Annotated in this window: 13 protein-coding genes, 1 tRNA gene and 3 pseudogenes; 15 read left to right on the forward strand and 2 right to left on the reverse strand. The window is 47.1% G+C overall.

Annotated features, from left to right (window positions below):
• Positions 1–90 precede the first annotated feature (90 nt).
• From ACMGEE_RS10850 to ACMGEE_RS10920, 15 genes and pseudogenes are all read left to right on the forward strand, one after another.
• A pseudogene (locus tag ACMGEE_RS10850) lies at positions 91–611 on the forward strand (type VI secretion system domain-containing protein); the annotation flags it as partial.
• A gap of 30 nt (positions 612–641) precedes the next feature.
• Positions 642–1907, forward strand: a complete 1266-nt coding sequence (locus ACMGEE_RS10855; protein ID WP_436830028.1) for a PAAR domain-containing protein — start codon at positions 642–644, stop codon at positions 1905–1907.
• Between the two features lie 3 nt (positions 1908–1910).
• Entirely contained in the window at positions 1911–2348 is a 438-nt protein-coding gene (locus ACMGEE_RS10860) for a DUF1240 domain-containing protein (protein ID WP_436830029.1), read from the forward strand.
• Between the two features lie 103 nt (positions 2349–2451).
• Positions 2452–2757 carry a DUF1240 domain-containing protein gene (locus ACMGEE_RS10865; RefSeq protein ID WP_436830153.1) on the forward strand — a complete coding sequence of 102 codons (306 nt, stop codon included), beginning with the start codon at positions 2452–2454 and terminating at the stop codon, positions 2755–2757.
• Positions 2758–2847: 90 nt separating this feature from the next.
• Positions 2848–3480, forward strand: a pseudogene (locus ACMGEE_RS10870) (type VI secretion system baseplate subunit TssF); the annotation flags it as partial.
• 20 nt (positions 3481–3500) lie between these two features.
• A complete protein-coding gene (locus ACMGEE_RS10875; protein ID WP_436830030.1) occupies positions 3501–4562 on the forward strand; it encodes a polymorphic toxin type 44 domain-containing protein in 1062 nt (353 codons plus the stop codon).
• On the forward strand, positions 4468–5031 hold the full coding sequence (tsiR, locus tag ACMGEE_RS21730) for an immunity protein TsiR (RefSeq protein WP_301253484.1): 564 nt from the start codon (positions 4468–4470) through the stop codon (positions 5029–5031). The genes ACMGEE_RS10875 and tsiR overlap by 95 nt, the downstream gene beginning before the upstream one ends.
• A gap of 121 nt (positions 5032–5152) precedes the next feature.
• Positions 5153–5341: pseudogene (locus tag ACMGEE_RS10885) on the forward strand (type VI secretion system baseplate subunit TssE); the annotation flags it as partial.
• 366 nt (positions 5342–5707) lie between these two features.
• On the forward strand, positions 5708–6394 hold the full coding sequence (locus tag ACMGEE_RS10890; protein WP_436830032.1) for a YidX family protein: 687 nt from the start codon (positions 5708–5710) through the stop codon (positions 6392–6394).
• Between the two features lie 242 nt (positions 6395–6636).
• A complete protein-coding gene (locus tag ACMGEE_RS10895; protein ID WP_436830154.1) occupies positions 6637–7239 on the forward strand; it encodes a CDP-alcohol phosphatidyltransferase family protein in 603 nt (200 codons plus the stop codon).
• Positions 7232–8161, forward strand: a complete 930-nt coding sequence (locus ACMGEE_RS10900) for a phosphatidate cytidylyltransferase (protein ID WP_253459642.1) — start codon at positions 7232–7234, stop codon at positions 8159–8161. Before ACMGEE_RS10895 ends, ACMGEE_RS10900 begins: the two co-directional genes overlap by 8 nt.
• 9 nt (positions 8162–8170) lie before the next feature.
• A complete protein-coding gene (locus ACMGEE_RS10905) occupies positions 8171–8803 on the forward strand; it encodes a lysophospholipid acyltransferase family protein (RefSeq protein WP_436830033.1) in 633 nt (210 codons plus the stop codon).
• On the forward strand, positions 8800–10563 hold the full coding sequence (locus tag ACMGEE_RS10910; protein WP_436830034.1) for a bifunctional alpha/beta hydrolase/class I SAM-dependent methyltransferase: 1764 nt from the start codon (positions 8800–8802) through the stop codon (positions 10561–10563). The genes ACMGEE_RS10905 and ACMGEE_RS10910 overlap by 4 nt, the downstream gene beginning before the upstream one ends.
• On the forward strand, positions 10556–11881 hold the full coding sequence (locus ACMGEE_RS10915) for a phosphatase PAP2/dual specificity phosphatase family protein (protein ID WP_436830035.1): 1326 nt from the start codon (positions 10556–10558) through the stop codon (positions 11879–11881). The genes ACMGEE_RS10910 and ACMGEE_RS10915 overlap by 8 nt, the downstream gene beginning before the upstream one ends.
• Entirely contained in the window at positions 11860–12255 is a 396-nt protein-coding gene (locus ACMGEE_RS10920; RefSeq protein WP_301253488.1) for a hypothetical protein, read from the forward strand. The genes ACMGEE_RS10915 and ACMGEE_RS10920 overlap by 22 nt, the downstream gene beginning before the upstream one ends.
• A 369-nt stretch (positions 12256–12624) precedes the next feature.
• Here ACMGEE_RS10920 and ACMGEE_RS10925 read toward each other — a convergent pair.
• Together ACMGEE_RS10925 and ACMGEE_RS10930 are read right to left on the reverse strand one after the other, a co-directional pair.
• Positions 12625–12699, reverse strand: a tRNA-Arg gene (locus ACMGEE_RS10925).
• Between the two features lie 208 nt (positions 12700–12907).
• Positions 12908–14080 carry a glycosyltransferase family 9 protein gene (locus ACMGEE_RS10930; protein ID WP_436830036.1) on the reverse strand — a complete coding sequence of 391 codons (1173 nt, stop codon included), beginning with the start codon at positions 14078–14080 and terminating at the stop codon, positions 12908–12910.
• Positions 14081–14491 lie beyond the last annotated feature (411 nt).

The following is a 14491-nucleotide window of genomic DNA, read 5'->3' on the forward strand; positions in this document are numbered from 1 at the left end:
GCCGCCTGTCAGACTAACGACAGCAACAGGCACACGCACGGAAAGCTGGCAGCCCTGGCTTGCTGCGGTAAGTGCCACCAGTCCGACCGGAGAAGACCCATGCTCAAATGCCTCTATCTGCAGCAGAGCTGGTTGGAGATTCTGGAGCAGGCGGACAGCACTTTCTCGCGTGGCGCCAATCACCTCTGGCTGGATTTGCAGTGGTATATCCATCAGACGATATTCTGGCCCTTGAGCCGGAAGCGCTGGAGAAAGCAGACAGCGAAGGCCTGGATGCCACGCTCCACTGGCTGCAGACCCGGCCAGGAACCGACTCTATAAGAGACAAATGGCTGCTGCGTCTGCTGATAGCCCGTGTGGCCGAGCAAAAGGGCAAAAATGAACTGGCCCTGCATCTGTTGGATGAACTCGACAGCGCCGCACAGTCAATCACCCTCACGCAGTGGACACAGGCACTGCTATTTGAAGTGAAATTGCGTCGCCTCAGACTGCTGTGCATGAAAGCCACACGCAGTAAAACCGATAAATCACAGCTTCAGCCGGAGATGGACCAGCTTCTGTCCGGTCTGATTGCGCTCGATCCGGCAAGCAGTGCGGTGCTTTGCGGATAACCCGGACAGAATTCAGCTAAAGGGAAAAATATGGCAGCAGAAGGCTTTTATCTGGTGCAGGGCGACAAAACGACCTGCGGAGGGAAAATCATCACGGGCGCAGAGGATCACACGCTGTTTGATAAACCTGTAGCCCGGGAACAGGACAGCGTGACCTGCGGTAAACATGCCGGGCTTTTCAGGATAGCCGGTGGCATTGACAACGATACCATTCACGACAGGCGGATGGCCGGAACCCTCGACAGCTACAGCACCTGCCCCTGTAAGGCGAAGTTTATTCCGTCGATGATGGATGATACGTACGAGAAGAGTAGCGGAGCTTCCGCTGCAGAACCAGCAGCAGGTTTTGCAACACCTGTGCAAACTTCGCCAGAATTGCCGAGTTATCTGACCGGTAAGCAAAAGCCAACTGGATTTGTACCTGATTATCCAGTTTTACGAAATACTCATGATTTTCCCGATGGTAATTTGAGGGCTATGCTAAGGCAAAGTAATCAGGATGTGATGCTGCTCACTCTTCCAGAAGCTTTCGAAATATTGTCCTCGTGGGGGGCATGGAAACACGGATGGGTAGCAATAACAGAAAGTGACCCCGGACAAATAGTTGTTAATTATGGAACCAATATCAAGGATGTTGTGACTGCATCTATGTTGATCAACCAATTGGGAAGCTTCAGCATAAAAGCAACAACATATGTAAACCGCAACGGTACAGAACTGATAAAAATAAGTGGTTATCCTGGTGTAAGGAAGATATTGAATGCGCCTGTGTTTGCGGCTAAAAATCCAAAGATTGTTGATTTGGGAATTGGTAAATATGGGTTTGCAAAATCTGTTGTTGAAGGAGCACGGCTGACATTTTATGTTGCAGCCGCTTACAGGACTCTTGATTTCATTTTGAACGATGAGAAATCTTTAGCTGAATTTATAGGATCTCTGGCTACTGATGTAATGAAAATCGGTATTGTATCAGTAGTCACATTTGTTGTTGGAAGTGTCGTAGTAACCCCGTTGATTGCATTTAACCTTGTAATAGTCATTGGCGTTGGATTTTTTGCTGCCTGGGGTTTAAATAAGCTGGACCAGAAGTTTAGTGTGACAGACAAAGTAGTTGAGTACATTGATGCGGCTCAACAAGAATTTGCTGAAAAAGCCAGAGAAATGGAAGATGGTTTTTGGGACTTAGGTGCTATGTTTGCAGAGAAGATGTTAATTAAAGGCAAGAAAATTATAGAGTCAGAAATTAGAGGGTTTTTGAGAAACTCAATTGACGATATTACAAAGAGGATATACTAACATATGACGAAAAAAATCAATGCTTTTTTTTCAATTCTTATATTGTTGGTTGTTTCTATCCTGTCGTTTTATTTTTGGTTGAGCGAGGTCTTTGATTTCCTCAAGTTTAATGATGAAATTATTTTTTCGTGGATGTCATTAAGTCTTATATCAATACCAATTATGTTTGTGTTTCCTTTATACTGGTTTTACCTTTCGCTCCGATATGAGCAAGAATACGCACTTAAAAAAGTGAATAAAATTATGCCGCATTTCAAGTGTATGTGTGTGTTTGCTTTTGCTTTGTCATGTACTATTTCGTTTGGCTATTTGTCAGCACTTAAAAGCAAAGGTTACATTCTTTGCTCAGGAGTGCCATCTGGATGGACACCCGGAACGGCCAGAAAGTATGTGGTCGATAAAAAATTATGCTTCAGTTCGGGTAGGCAGCATGAAAGATAGAATTCGTGAATTTTTCGCTATAGTGATCATTCTTGGGTCGTGAGCTCTGAGCTTTTATCTTGGAAAAGGTATATTTAAAGAATATTCCAGCTTTGGTGATGAAATTTTTTTTTCATGGTTAACCGTTGCTTTGGTTGCGTTGCCTTTCGTGATGCTATTCCCACTGGCCTATTTTATTCTGGCTCTCTTCAGGGGAAAAGAGTTTGCTTTCAAGAAGATGGATTACTATATCGTTTATTTAAAATGGGGTTGCATTGCTATCGTAATACTGGGTCTGTTGTACTCCATTCTCTATCCCAAAGAGCTGATTAGCAGAGGATATGTACGCTGCAATGGAATTCCATCGGGCTGGATGCCAGGCACAACCACTTGTTATGTAAAAGAAATATTCTCCTGTAAACCATATTGATGAGCGACCTTTTTTATTTGAAGTCGCCTGTCGGTTTTTGGAATTCCCTTAATCGCTCATCACGCAGTAATTAACTAAACAGAAACTATTATGGATGATTTAACCCTGCGTTATTACGACGCCGAAATGCGCTACCTGCTGGAAGCCGGTGAAGAGTTTGCTCGTGCTCACCCCGAGCAGGCGGCAATGCTCAATCTTGATAAAGCGGGTGCGCGTGACCCGTACGTGGAGCGCCTGTTTGAAGGCTTTGCCTTTCTGATGGGACGACTACGTGAGAAGCTCGATGATGACCTGCCGGAACTGACCGAAGGGCTGGTCAGCCTGCTGTGGCCGCATTATCTGCGCACCATTCCGTCAATGTCGGTGGTGGAGTTCACTCCTGACTGGCGCGAAATGAAAGAGCAGATGCGCATTGACAAAGGTTTCGAGGTGAACTCGCGGCCGATCGGGGAGAAAGGCACACGCTGCCGGTACACCACCACCAAAAAGATAACGCTTCAGCCGCTGTCGCTGGAGCGGGCCAGCCTGGTGATCGATACCGATGGCCGTTCGGTTGTCACGCTGCGTTTTAACTGCAGTCAGCTTGCAGACTGGAACCGTATCGATTTAAGCCATATTTCGTTCTGTTTCAATGCCGACGCGCTGCTGGCGTGTGCGATGCACGAAGCTTTCACCCTGAACGTGGCCCGGATGTGGCTGCGAATGCCGGGTGACATGGACAGAATTCAGCTAAAGGAAAAAATATGGCAGCAGAAGGCTTTTATCTGGTGCAGGGCGACAAAACGACCTGCGGAGGGAAAATCACCACGGGCGCAGAGGATCACACGCTGTTTGATAAACCTGTAGCTCGGGAACAGGATAGCGTGACCTGCGGTAAACATGCCGGGCTTTTCAGGATAGCTGGTGGCATCGACAACGATACCATTCACGACAGGCGGATGGCCGGGACTCTCGACAGCTACAGTACTTGTCCTTGTAAAGCGAAGTTTATTCCGTCGATGATGGATGATACGTATGAAAAGAGTGGGGGTAGTGCAAATTCTGCTGGGGGAACAACGGCAGCTACAGCCACTTTATCAGCAACTACTCCACCAGTAACGACTACCGGGCAGTCGTCAGATCTTAAGAGTAAACTGCATTGTCGTCATACTGACGGCGCTATAAAGGTTGCTGACTATATACTCAATGAAATTAAAACCAATGTCAGAGGTCGGATTGCAAATGTTATAAGAGGTTATATCGATGATGAAACCATGAAAAACACATTAAAAGAATGGAATAATCTACATTTTTACGCGAAATTAGCTCCTCGTCCTGAGCCTCATCTTTCTGAAGCTATAATTGTTTGGTATCAAACAGTGAAAACAGGTTCCGTGTGGGATCATAAGCCAAAAATTCGTGATATGTTTGGTTCAGTAGCTGTTGCGCGACCCCTCCCTGGTAATACTCCATCTAAGTCTTATTATCATAAATATAAACATTATGATTATTTTTATGATATTTGGTCAAATATCCACTATGGGTATGTCGGTCTTAGTGTTGGGTTTAAGGAAAATTTATTGTTATCGGGCTCGATATGGGAGCAAAACATGACCCCAGGAGCTGTCGGAAATGATACATTGGATGATGTGACTAGCATGAAAATTGGTTTTTCGTTGTATCATCGGCATGGGAAAATGGCAGATACACTAACCACTCAGGATATTCTGAATGCTTTGGATAGCACAGCTGAAGAATCACTTCCAGTTTCTAAGCAGAAGCACTGGTGCTGGAATAATAAAAACCCTAAAAAAATCGAGCCGTAGATGCCATGAAAAAAAAGCGATATTAACATTCATCTTTCTTCTTATTGCAATTCTTGTGCTTTTTTTTATTCCTGTAAGGCCGGTAGTCATCGTTCAGAACACAACGAAAGAACGTGTGTATTTGTACATCAATGAGAGTGTTTACGGTATCGAACCAACTCCTGAGGAAGTTGATGAAATAATAAGGGATCGTCCTGATATAATCGAGTCGGGAGAAGAGGTCAGGATAAAAAGCTCTTTTTCATCCATAATAATGGATAATTATGAATTAAGTATTGGTTGGTCAACCGGTGGGCGGTTTGAGTATAATTCAAATGGTGGCGGTGGGGTAGGTTTTCGTTTGTCATCGAAATCAAATATATGTTCTGCAAAGCTAATAATACAGCCAGGGTATAATCACTTTAAAATGGTTGATCAAGATCAGGGTATATGTCTTAAAAAGCTTTCTTTTATTAAAGGTAACCATTAAGAAATGCAAAATTGATTGAGCTTGATTAGAGTGAAAGCGACGACCAGATTCCGTCACAAAGGCGGAATGATGCGTCATGAAGCGCCGGAATATTACTACCACACCCGCGTGCCAAATACGGCCACGCCTGAAAAAAATAACTGTTGTCCTGCTGGCGTAGAACGTCCCCGGCGAGCTGCGCTATGCCATTGATGTCGAGCTCAAGAGTATTGGCCTTGTGCGCTATGCAACAGAGTTTGCACCAGAAGGACGGGTTCTTCTGCGACATCTTAAGCAACAGCAGTATCTCGACACGACAACTCGTATGTAAGGCAAGATAACACTATGTCAGTAAAATCACAGTTTCTCAAAAAATTGCAGGCCAGACAGCCCGCTGCGGCTTCATTTGTCAGTAAGAATCAGGCTTGGTTGATTTTAGCGCTCCTTGCATAGCGGAACCGGAATGAGTAATTGTTATTTTTTTTGCCTGTTAGTCATTGCGTATTTACCTGGCGAAACAGTCAATAGCTGACAGGAAAAAATCCCGAAATAACGAAATAAATCACGGATCCGGAAATGCGAAAACCCGACAGCCAATATGCGTTCCTCTTTTATATGGCGATCAAGGCCGGATAAGGGGTTATCGGCGTCAATCGATAGTTCTGAGATATTAATACTGTTTATAAAAGGAATAATTTTGAATAATCTTGTAAGAAAAATGGATAATGTTCTTTTGTTAGTACTGACCGTGCTGGCTTTATCGGGTTGTGCAACAAAAAACCTGAAAAATGACATAAAACACCATGAAAATGGCCGGACGTTGTATAACAATGATGTGATCACTGCAGCAACCATCACCGAATCGGGAAAAGAAAATTATAGCTGGGTTTTTATTGGCAATAATTTTGATTATGCCCTTACCTCAGGCGCGAGTGATTTTTTGCGTACACTGGTGTCTGGTAAAATTGATAAGGCCAGAGTCAGGGTATCTGAAGATGGTACATTCACGCTGAATAAAGAAAAAAATCAGTTCAGCGGGGAGGTTACCCTGAAATATAGCTATCGGGATCAGTCTGAGAAAATGCTAATCTTAAATATCCTCAAACTATCAGAGTGGTATTGCACCGGTAATAATAAAGGTGCTGGTGAGTGCGAAATCAAACTCTCTGGTCTGCAAGGAACCATACATCAAAAAGCGCATGTTCCTGCTGATGTATTCCGTTTTGATCATCCGATTAAGGTGAAATTCTATACCCGCAATACTCTCTCCGCGAAACGACTTCTCTATCCGGCTGCAGTGGCAACGGACGTTGTGCTGTCTCCACTGTACCTTCTTGGCGGTGTCGCTGTTTTATCTGTCTACGGCATTATTCTACTGCATTAATAGTTATCCATTATTTTTGTGGGAGAGTTCAGCGGCTTGAGTAATGAAAGAACTGTCAAGGAGGATTAATGAGGAAATGTGCAGGTATACCTGCGCGCCATTAAATTGATGGTGATGACATCTGACGCCATAGCTACCATATTTAAAGTATGCGGTGTTTTCACTATATTTTATCATTGGCAGTAAACATTAAAATGCCAGATGGTGAATTTTTTCTGATAAATGGACTATCAAATTACAATATGACTCTTTACGATATTAAACCAAAATTTCAGGATTTATTACGGCCTTTAGTCCGCGTGTTATTTGTCCGGGGCGTAACGGCCAATCAGGTGACCGTCAGTGCGGCAGTCTTCTCGGTAATACCTGGCGCAGGGCTGATGCTATTTCCCGACCCCCGCCTTTACATTTTACTACCTATCTTTCTGTTTATTCGTATGGCACTGAATGCGATAGATGGCATGCTGGCGCGAGAGTTTAATCAGAAGAGTCAGCTCGGAGCCATTCTTAATGAGGTCGGGGATATCATAGCTGATGCAGCGCTTTATCTGACATTTGCATTTTTAACCGGGGTATCACCGTGGCTGGTTGTGCTGGTGGTGTTGCTGTCGTGGTTGACGGAGTTCTGCGGCATCATCGCCCAGACGCTGACGGGTAGCCGAGATTATCGTGGTCCGATGGGTAAAAGCGACCGTGCCTTTGTTTTGGGGGCTTTGGGTTTGTTTATCGCGCTTTGGCCGCAGTACAGCATCGTGGCCAATATCGTCTTTAGTGCCTCGGCAGTGCTTCTGGCCTGGACCTCGATCAATCGTTGCCATAGCGTGCTGGTGGTCAAAAATGCCTGATTCTCTGTACACATTATATTACTGCCTCGGCGGGTTCTTCAGCATTTTATTGCTGGCGACTGTTATCCTCTGCGTCTTAAAAAAATGCTGCCCGCAGCGCGACTGGCTTGAGCTTCAGCAACGTATCAATAGCTGGTGGGTTATTGTTGGCTTATTTTCGCTGGCGATGCTTTCACCCAAAGGGCTGGCGCTCGCCTTCTTCGGTTTTCTCAGCTTCCTGTCACTGAAGGAATATTTAACGCTGGCACCTACCCGCCGCTCCGACAGCGTGCCGTTGCTGTGGATGTATGCCGCGATCCCGCTGCAATATATCTGGGTGGGCATGTCATGGTATGGCATGTTTATTATCTTTATTCCGATTTACGTCTTTTTATTCCTGCCCGCCCGCATGGTGCTGGTAGGCGATACGAAAGGATTCGTGCACTCTGCATCCGTCATGCACTGGGGCATGATGACTACGGTCTTTGCTTTAAGCCATGTAGCTTTCCTGATGATGTTGCCAGGCGTGGATACTAAAGCTGGCGCATTACTGGTGATATTTTTGGTGGCGACCACCGAGCTTAACGACATAGCGCAATACCTGTGGGGGAAATCGCTGGGTAAAATCAAGGTCACGCCGAAGGTCAGCCCGAATAAAACGCTGGCCGGATTGCTGGGGGGCGTGCTGACCACTACGCTACTGGCTGCCATTTTGGGTCCGCAGCTCACACCCATGAACTGGCTCCATTCGTCAGGGGCTGGAGTGATTATCGGTCTGGGCGGGTTCTGTGGCGATGTTGTGATGTCGGCCATCAAGCGTGATTTTGGCGTGAAAGACTCCGGGAAACTCCTGCCGGGGCACGGGGGTATTCTTGACCGCCTGGATTCGCTGATTTACACCGCGCCGCTGTTCTTCCACTTCTATTACTACTTCTACGTATAAGGGGCGCAGATGAACCGTTTACTGCGCTGGATCTTTACCCTGTGCATCGCGTACCCCATAGTCTGGATTTGGCTGGGCGTTCGCGTGTCTGGTCGAAAAAAGCTGCCTGTGGAAGGCCCGGCAATTATCGTGGCGAACCACAACAGCCATCTGGATGTGTTGACGCTTTTCACGTTGTTTCCACTTTCAACGCTGGTGAACGTGCAGCCCGTGGCGGCGGCAGATTATTTCCTGCGAAACAAAGTGGTTGGCTGGTTTGCCCTGAAGGTCATAGGCATCATTCCTGTTTATCGCGGAGCCCATCAGGCAAATCCGCTACAGGCCTGTATTGATGCGCTGGCAGCAAAGAAAATTGTGATTATTTTCCCTGAAGGCACGCGCGGCGAGCCGGGGAAATTCTCAGAGATCAAATCCGGCATCTGGCATTTAAGCCAGCAGTGTCCGGAGGTGCCGATTATCCCCGTTTACATGCACGGCCTGGACCGTTCGATGGGCAAAGGGCAGAAAATCCCCGTCCCGTTTTTTATCGACATCTTCATTGACGAACCGCTTTTTTACGACGCGTCTAAAGTCACGTTTAAACAATCGTTATTCACTCGTTTCGTCACATTACAACAGCAGGCGACAAGGAAAGTCCCATGAGTCAGGAAGCACGTTTATTTCAGGAAAATACATTCGTAACCAGCGATGGAGAGTCGCTCTATTTTCGCCATTGGCCAGCAATGAAAGGTAACGGTAAAAAAGTGATTGTGCTGTTTCACCGTGGACATGAACACTCCGGACGGCTGCAGCACATTGTCGATGAGCTGGTCATGCCCGATACGCATTTTTACGCCTGGGATGCTCGCGGTCACGGTCAGTCTCCGGGCGATCGTGGTTACAGTCCAGGCCTGGCCCGCTCCGTTCTGGACGTGGATGAGTTTGTAAGTTTTGTGGCGAAGAACGCGCAGGTCAGCCTCGAGGATATCGTAGTGATTGCGCAGAGCGTGGGAGCAGTTCTGGTATCCACCTGGGTTCACGACTATGCGCCGAAAATTCGGGGAATGGTGCTGGCTTCTCCGGCTTTTAAGGTCAAACTGTATGTGCCGTTCGCTCGTACGGGCCTTGGGTTGATGCAGCGGCTCCGAGGTCTGTTCTACGTTAACTCCTACGTGAAAGGGAAATTCCTCAGCCACGATCCGGAGCGTGTCGCCAGTTTTGAGCAGGATAAACTCATCACGCGGGCAATCGCGGTGAATATTCTTCTCGATCTCTACAAAACGGCTGAGCGCATTGTTTCCGACTCTGCCGCCATTACACTGCCGACTCAGTTGCTTATCTCTGGCGATGATTTTGTTGTGCATGCGAAGCCGCAAAAACAGTTCTACGCCGGTTTGCGCAGCGTTATCAAAGAGCAGCATATTTTGCCTGGCTTCTATCACGATACGCTGGGCGAAAAAGATCGCGCCCTGGCCTTCGATAAAATGAAAACCTTTATCGACAAACTCTACGCGGTTCAGCCTTACACCTTCGATTACAGCCATGAAGACCAGTGGAGCCCGAGCGCCGACGCGTACCGTGAGCTGCAGGCACCGCCCAAAGCACACTCGCTGGAGGGCATGTTCTATTCCTCATTGAACTATGGCATGAAAACGATCGGCAGACTTTCAAAAGGTATGCGGCTAGGCTATGAAACGGGCTTTGATTCCGGCAGTACGCTGGATTATGTGTACCGTAACTATGCGGAAGGCAAAGGTATTCTGGGGCGCATGATTGACCGGCACTACCTCAACAGTATCGGCTGGCAGGGGATCCGGGTACGAAAAGTCAATATCCAGCAGGTCATAGAGCAGGCGGTCACAAGGCTGAAAGAGAGTGATATGCCGGTACGTGTGGTGGATATCGCGGCTGGGCACGGGCGCTATGTGCTCGACGCACTGGAAAAACATCAGGATATCGAAAGCATTCTACTGCGCGATTATAGCGACCTGAACGTTGAAAAAGGGCAGGCCTTGATTGAAGGGCGCAGGTTGAGCCACCTCGCTCAGTTCAAAAAGGGTAATGCCTTTGACTATGACTCTCTTGCCACGCTTGATCCCGCGCCGACACTGGGGATCGTTTCCGGGCTGTACGAACTCTTCCCGGATAACGCCTTGATTAAAGCCTCACTCGCCGGGCTGGCTGCAGCAATACCACCTGGCGGCGTACTGGTCTACACCGGGCAGCCCTGGCACCCGCAGTTAAAAACCATCGCTTATACCTTAACCAGCCATCAGAACGGCATTCCGTGGATGATGCGTGTGCGTAGTCAAAAAGAAATGGATACGCTGGTGGAACAGGCGGGCTTCGAGAAATGTCATCAGGCGATTGATGAATTTGGTATTTTCACCGTCTCACTGGCCGTGAGAAAGCAGCATGGTTGAGTCGCCGCTAATGCAGAACAAATGCAGCCTCTGGAAACAGGGGCTGTGCTGGCTGGTGCTGTTGGGACCGCTTTTTTTCTTTAGCTATGGGCAGGTGAATCAGTTCACGGCCACGCGTCATGATGTGGGGAGTGTGGTCTTGGGTTGGGAACATGCCATCCCGTTTATGCCGTGGACCATTGTGCCTTACTGGAGCATAGACCTGCTGTATGGTATTTCGCTGTTTATCTGTACATCAAAGCAGGAACTGACTCGCCATGGCTGGCGGCTGCTTGCCGCATCGCTAATTGCCTGCTTAGGCTTTCTTCTGTTCCCGCTGAGATACACCTTTATTCGCCCGGAAACGCAGGGGATGTTTGGCTGGCTGTTTCAACAGCTCGAACAATTTGATTTGCCTTATAACCAGGCTCCATCGCTGCATATCATCCTGACATGGCTGCTATGGCTGCGTTTTCGTCAGCATCTGGGAAAAGGCGCAGGGCTGCTTTCTGGTGCGTGGTTTTTACTGATAGCTGCGTCTGTAATCACCACCTGGCAGCACCATGTCATTGATGTAATTAGCGGGTTTGTTGTCGGGGTGATGATTAGCTATGTCATTCCGGTTGAAGGCCGTTGGCGATGGCGGCGCCCGTCTGCTCACGCCTTGCTGCTCGCCATGAAATACTGTGCTGGTGGGATGGTGTTTTTACTGGCGGCATTATGGCGCTCACAGGGCTTCATTTTGCTGTGGCCTGCTGTGGCATTATTGGTGGTGGCAGCGGGCTATGCCGGACTCGGCGTGTCGGTGTTCCAGAAAGACAAAAACGGCGAGTTAAGCCTCTCTGCCCGCTGGCTGTTGTTTCCCTATTTAGCCGGGGCATGGCTTTCAAAAAAATGGTTTTCCCGACGAATAGCCCTGAGCAACGTTATTTATGACGGCATGGCATTGGGCCGGTTCCCGGACAATACCGTGGCGCAGGCCGCTGTCCTCGACCTGACGGCTGAATTTCATAAAATCAGTTGCAGGACAAAGTGCTGGGAAGCTTATCCGATGATGGATTTAGTTGCACCGGAAATTCAGAGTATCCGGCAGGCCGTCGCCAGGCTCCGCCGGTTGCGGCAAGGACATAAAAGTGTCCTTGTGTGCTGCGCCTTAGGCTTATCCCGCAGCGCAACCGTTGTTGCGGCCTGGTTGTTGAATGAAGGGCATGCCAGGTCTGTAACGCAGGCTGTGGCGCTAATCAAATCCCGGCGCCCTCAGGTGGTACTGACGCCCGCTCATATCCAGGTTCTGGAAAGATTCAGCAGGGAGCTGCAATGTCATCAGGTATCACCATGACCAGAAAAATCATGCAAATTCATCTGTCGAGCTGGCGCTATTTCGCTGCTCTGACGCTGCCGCCGTTAGCACTGATTTTTAACCTTTTGTTTTCAGCCGATTGCGTGTTGCTGATGGGACTCTTTTTGCTGACTCATTACTACTGCTGGCGTCTATGGCTGGATGAACGACTTTTTCAGCTCATTGAGAGTGAAAACGACCTCATTGAGTTTGATAACGGGATTGCGCATTTGTGGGCAAAAAGAAAGGGGAGCACTCGCTCTCTGGTTGAGCGTTGGTACGGGGCTAAGATTTTATTTTATAAAGCTATTTTTTCATTGTTGATGCTGTGGCTTTTTTCATCGTGCATGATCATTTACAAGATTTCAGGTTGAGTAGTCAGGACTCAAATGACTTTGAATCCCCGTATGCTTTTAACGTTAATTTTTAAGGTATTACATCATGAAAATCCCCTGTAAGCCGTTGTTTTTAAAAGGGGGTAGGATAAAGAGCCTTTCAGCAACAGGCTGATTTAATACATCGCTGCCCCAGCGGGGATACAGGCTATTGATTCAAAGGTGCTGGTAACTTTAAGGGCATTTTGGAACCATTGAACAGGACAAGCTCTCACTTAGGCCCCAGGCGCTTATTGATTCACATTGAAGTGGGTAAACATCAGTTGATGTCACATAGCCAGGGCGAATGGTCAATCACTGATTACAAGGGGTTTTGTTGAATTCGGTACATAACACGAGATGTGTACATGGTGTCCCCTGCAGGAATCGAACCTGCAACTAGCCCTTAGGAGGGGCTCGTTATATCCATTTAACTAAGGAGACAGCGGCAGGATAAACGGGGGCGTTCATCCAGTTGCGTATGTTACCGTAAGTGTGGCTGCGCCTCAAGGCCTTCATTTCTCAACACGTTTTTCCCTGTACCGGTCTTTGCATCATATGGTGGCAAATTGAACGCATTGGCGTTTAAACAGGCGAATGGCAAATAATGCACCGGAAATACGTTCCATTTCGCCTGGGTTTTAAGCAAAAGTCACGAGCCCGCCACGATGGCAGGCTCAAGCGGTTCAGATGAACAGTTACCAGAACCAGCAGGATTAATAGCGAGACGATCGGCGGCCAGCGTAGCTAAAGACGCCTGGAGAACTTTATCCGTATCGAAAGGAAGGGTGGTTCTGTTAACGATTATTTGCCGTACGTTTTCTCCAATGGGTTTGAAGATAGTATTGCTCTGTAACGCATCGTTATAATTTATATTGGTAGAATAAAAGATACTGACGAGTTTTTTATTTAGCGCGCAGGCGACATGGACAATAGCTGTTTCCACGGAGATAACGAGATCGGCCTTATTGACCAACGAGAGGGTATGCCACAAGGAATCGAAGGCGCAGATAAAAACATTGTCTGAGGCATGATCAAGCGTCGCCAGCTGGTGCTTCTCACCCGTAATAAAAATGTTGCAATCCACACTATGCTGCAGCTTTGCAATAAGATCGAAGATTTGCTGTCGCGTCATGGTTCTTTCGCTCACGCTGGCGAAAGGACTCAGCACAATCAGGGTTTTTTTAGCATATTTCTGCAGGCAGTCTTTGATAAACGCATCGCTAAAAGACGAGGGGTTTAGCCAATAGCGCAGTGTATTACATGGATGTCCCAGCGCTGCCAGCAGCTGTTTTTGCGGATCGGTAATATGAAAGTTATCGGGTAAATCCAGCGTGATATGATAAGGACGCTTCAACCAGCCACCGATGCTGATGGCATAGCTATAATTAATCCGCGACAGCAGTTTTATCTCCAGAAGCTCCTTGCGCTGCATCCAGGAGTACATGCTGATAACGATATCGCTATCGATTTTCTCCAGCCGGTCAATATGATTGATATCGACAATAAACACGTCATCGACACAGTCCAGCCCTTTAAAAAATACCTCACTTCTGGTCTCGGCAATGATTTGTACTCTGTAGCCCAAATCCTTTAATTTTCGCCATAATCCGGTATGGCATACCGCATCGCCAATCCCAAGGTTAACAAAAGGAAAAACCACGCGCTGCGGCGCCTGAGGGATTTTTTCATGCTTGTTGGCACTACGCAGAAGCATGGCTGACAGCACCAGCCGAATTCTCCTTTTTTGCTCGTGAAGGTAACGATTCCTTTGCCGATTAAGTCTTTTTAACGCGCCAGGCAGTTCTGACAGAGACAGGCTCATTCGTAGGGGCACTCCTTATACGCCTCGGGTTTTTCATCCGTGAAAAAATAATGCGATAAAATAAAACCAACCATTAACCATGAAGAAATAAAAAAAATTAAAAACATGTATTTTACTTTGTTACAGTGAATTTTTTGCGGAGGCCTATAGTAACAGATAATAATGGTGTCGCAAGAAAGAGAAACTTGTACTGCCGGTAGTTATAATGTTTTAATTAATAATTAAGGTGATTTGTTGTTGTTTTTATTTTTGATTTATTTTAAATGTGAATATTGGCTTTATTGTTTATAATAAAATATATAAAAGTTTCAGTTTTGTTAATATTTTTGTAGCTGAGTAGCTGAGTAGCTGAGTAGCTGAGTAGCTGAGTAGCTGAGTAGCTGAGTAGCTGAGTAGCTGAGTAGCTGAGTA

It is taken from the genome of Erwinia artemisiae (assembly GCF_051400835.1).
GTDB classification, from domain to species: Bacteria; Pseudomonadota; Gammaproteobacteria; order Enterobacterales; family Enterobacteriaceae; genus Erwinia; species Erwinia aeris.

Bases quoted from the DNA above. Each gene is read 5' to 3' on its own strand.
- ACMGEE_RS10930 (WP_436830036.1), bottom strand. From the start codon at position 14,080: ATGAGCCTGTCTCTGTCAGAACTGCCTGGCGCGTTAAAAAGACTTAAT.
- tsiR (WP_301253484.1), top strand. From the start codon at position 4,468: ATGCTTTGGATAGCACAGCTGAAGAATCACTTCCAGTTTCTAAGCAGA.
- ACMGEE_RS10895 (WP_436830154.1), top strand. From the start codon at position 6,637: ATGACTCTTTACGATATTAAACCAAAATTTCAGGATTTATTACGGCCT.
- ACMGEE_RS10855 (WP_436830028.1), top strand. From the start codon at position 642: ATGGCAGCAGAAGGCTTTTATCTGGTGCAGGGCGACAAAACGACCTGC.
- ACMGEE_RS10910 (WP_436830034.1), top strand. From the start codon at position 8,800: ATGAGTCAGGAAGCACGTTTATTTCAGGAAAATACATTCGTAACCAGC.
- ACMGEE_RS10915 (WP_436830035.1), top strand. From the start codon at position 10,556: ATGGTTGAGTCGCCGCTAATGCAGAACAAATGCAGCCTCTGGAAACAG.
- ACMGEE_RS10900 (WP_253459642.1), top strand. From the start codon at position 7,232: ATGCCTGATTCTCTGTACACATTATATTACTGCCTCGGCGGGTTCTTC.
- ACMGEE_RS10860 (WP_436830029.1), top strand. From the start codon at position 1,911: ATGACGAAAAAAATCAATGCTTTTTTTTCAATTCTTATATTGTTGGTT.
- ACMGEE_RS10920 (WP_301253488.1), top strand. From the start codon at position 11,860: ATGTCATCAGGTATCACCATGACCAGAAAAATCATGCAAATTCATCTG.
- ACMGEE_RS10875 (WP_436830030.1), top strand. From the start codon at position 3,501: ATGGCAGCAGAAGGCTTTTATCTGGTGCAGGGCGACAAAACGACCTGC.
- ACMGEE_RS10905 (WP_436830033.1), top strand. From the start codon at position 8,171: ATGAACCGTTTACTGCGCTGGATCTTTACCCTGTGCATCGCGTACCCC.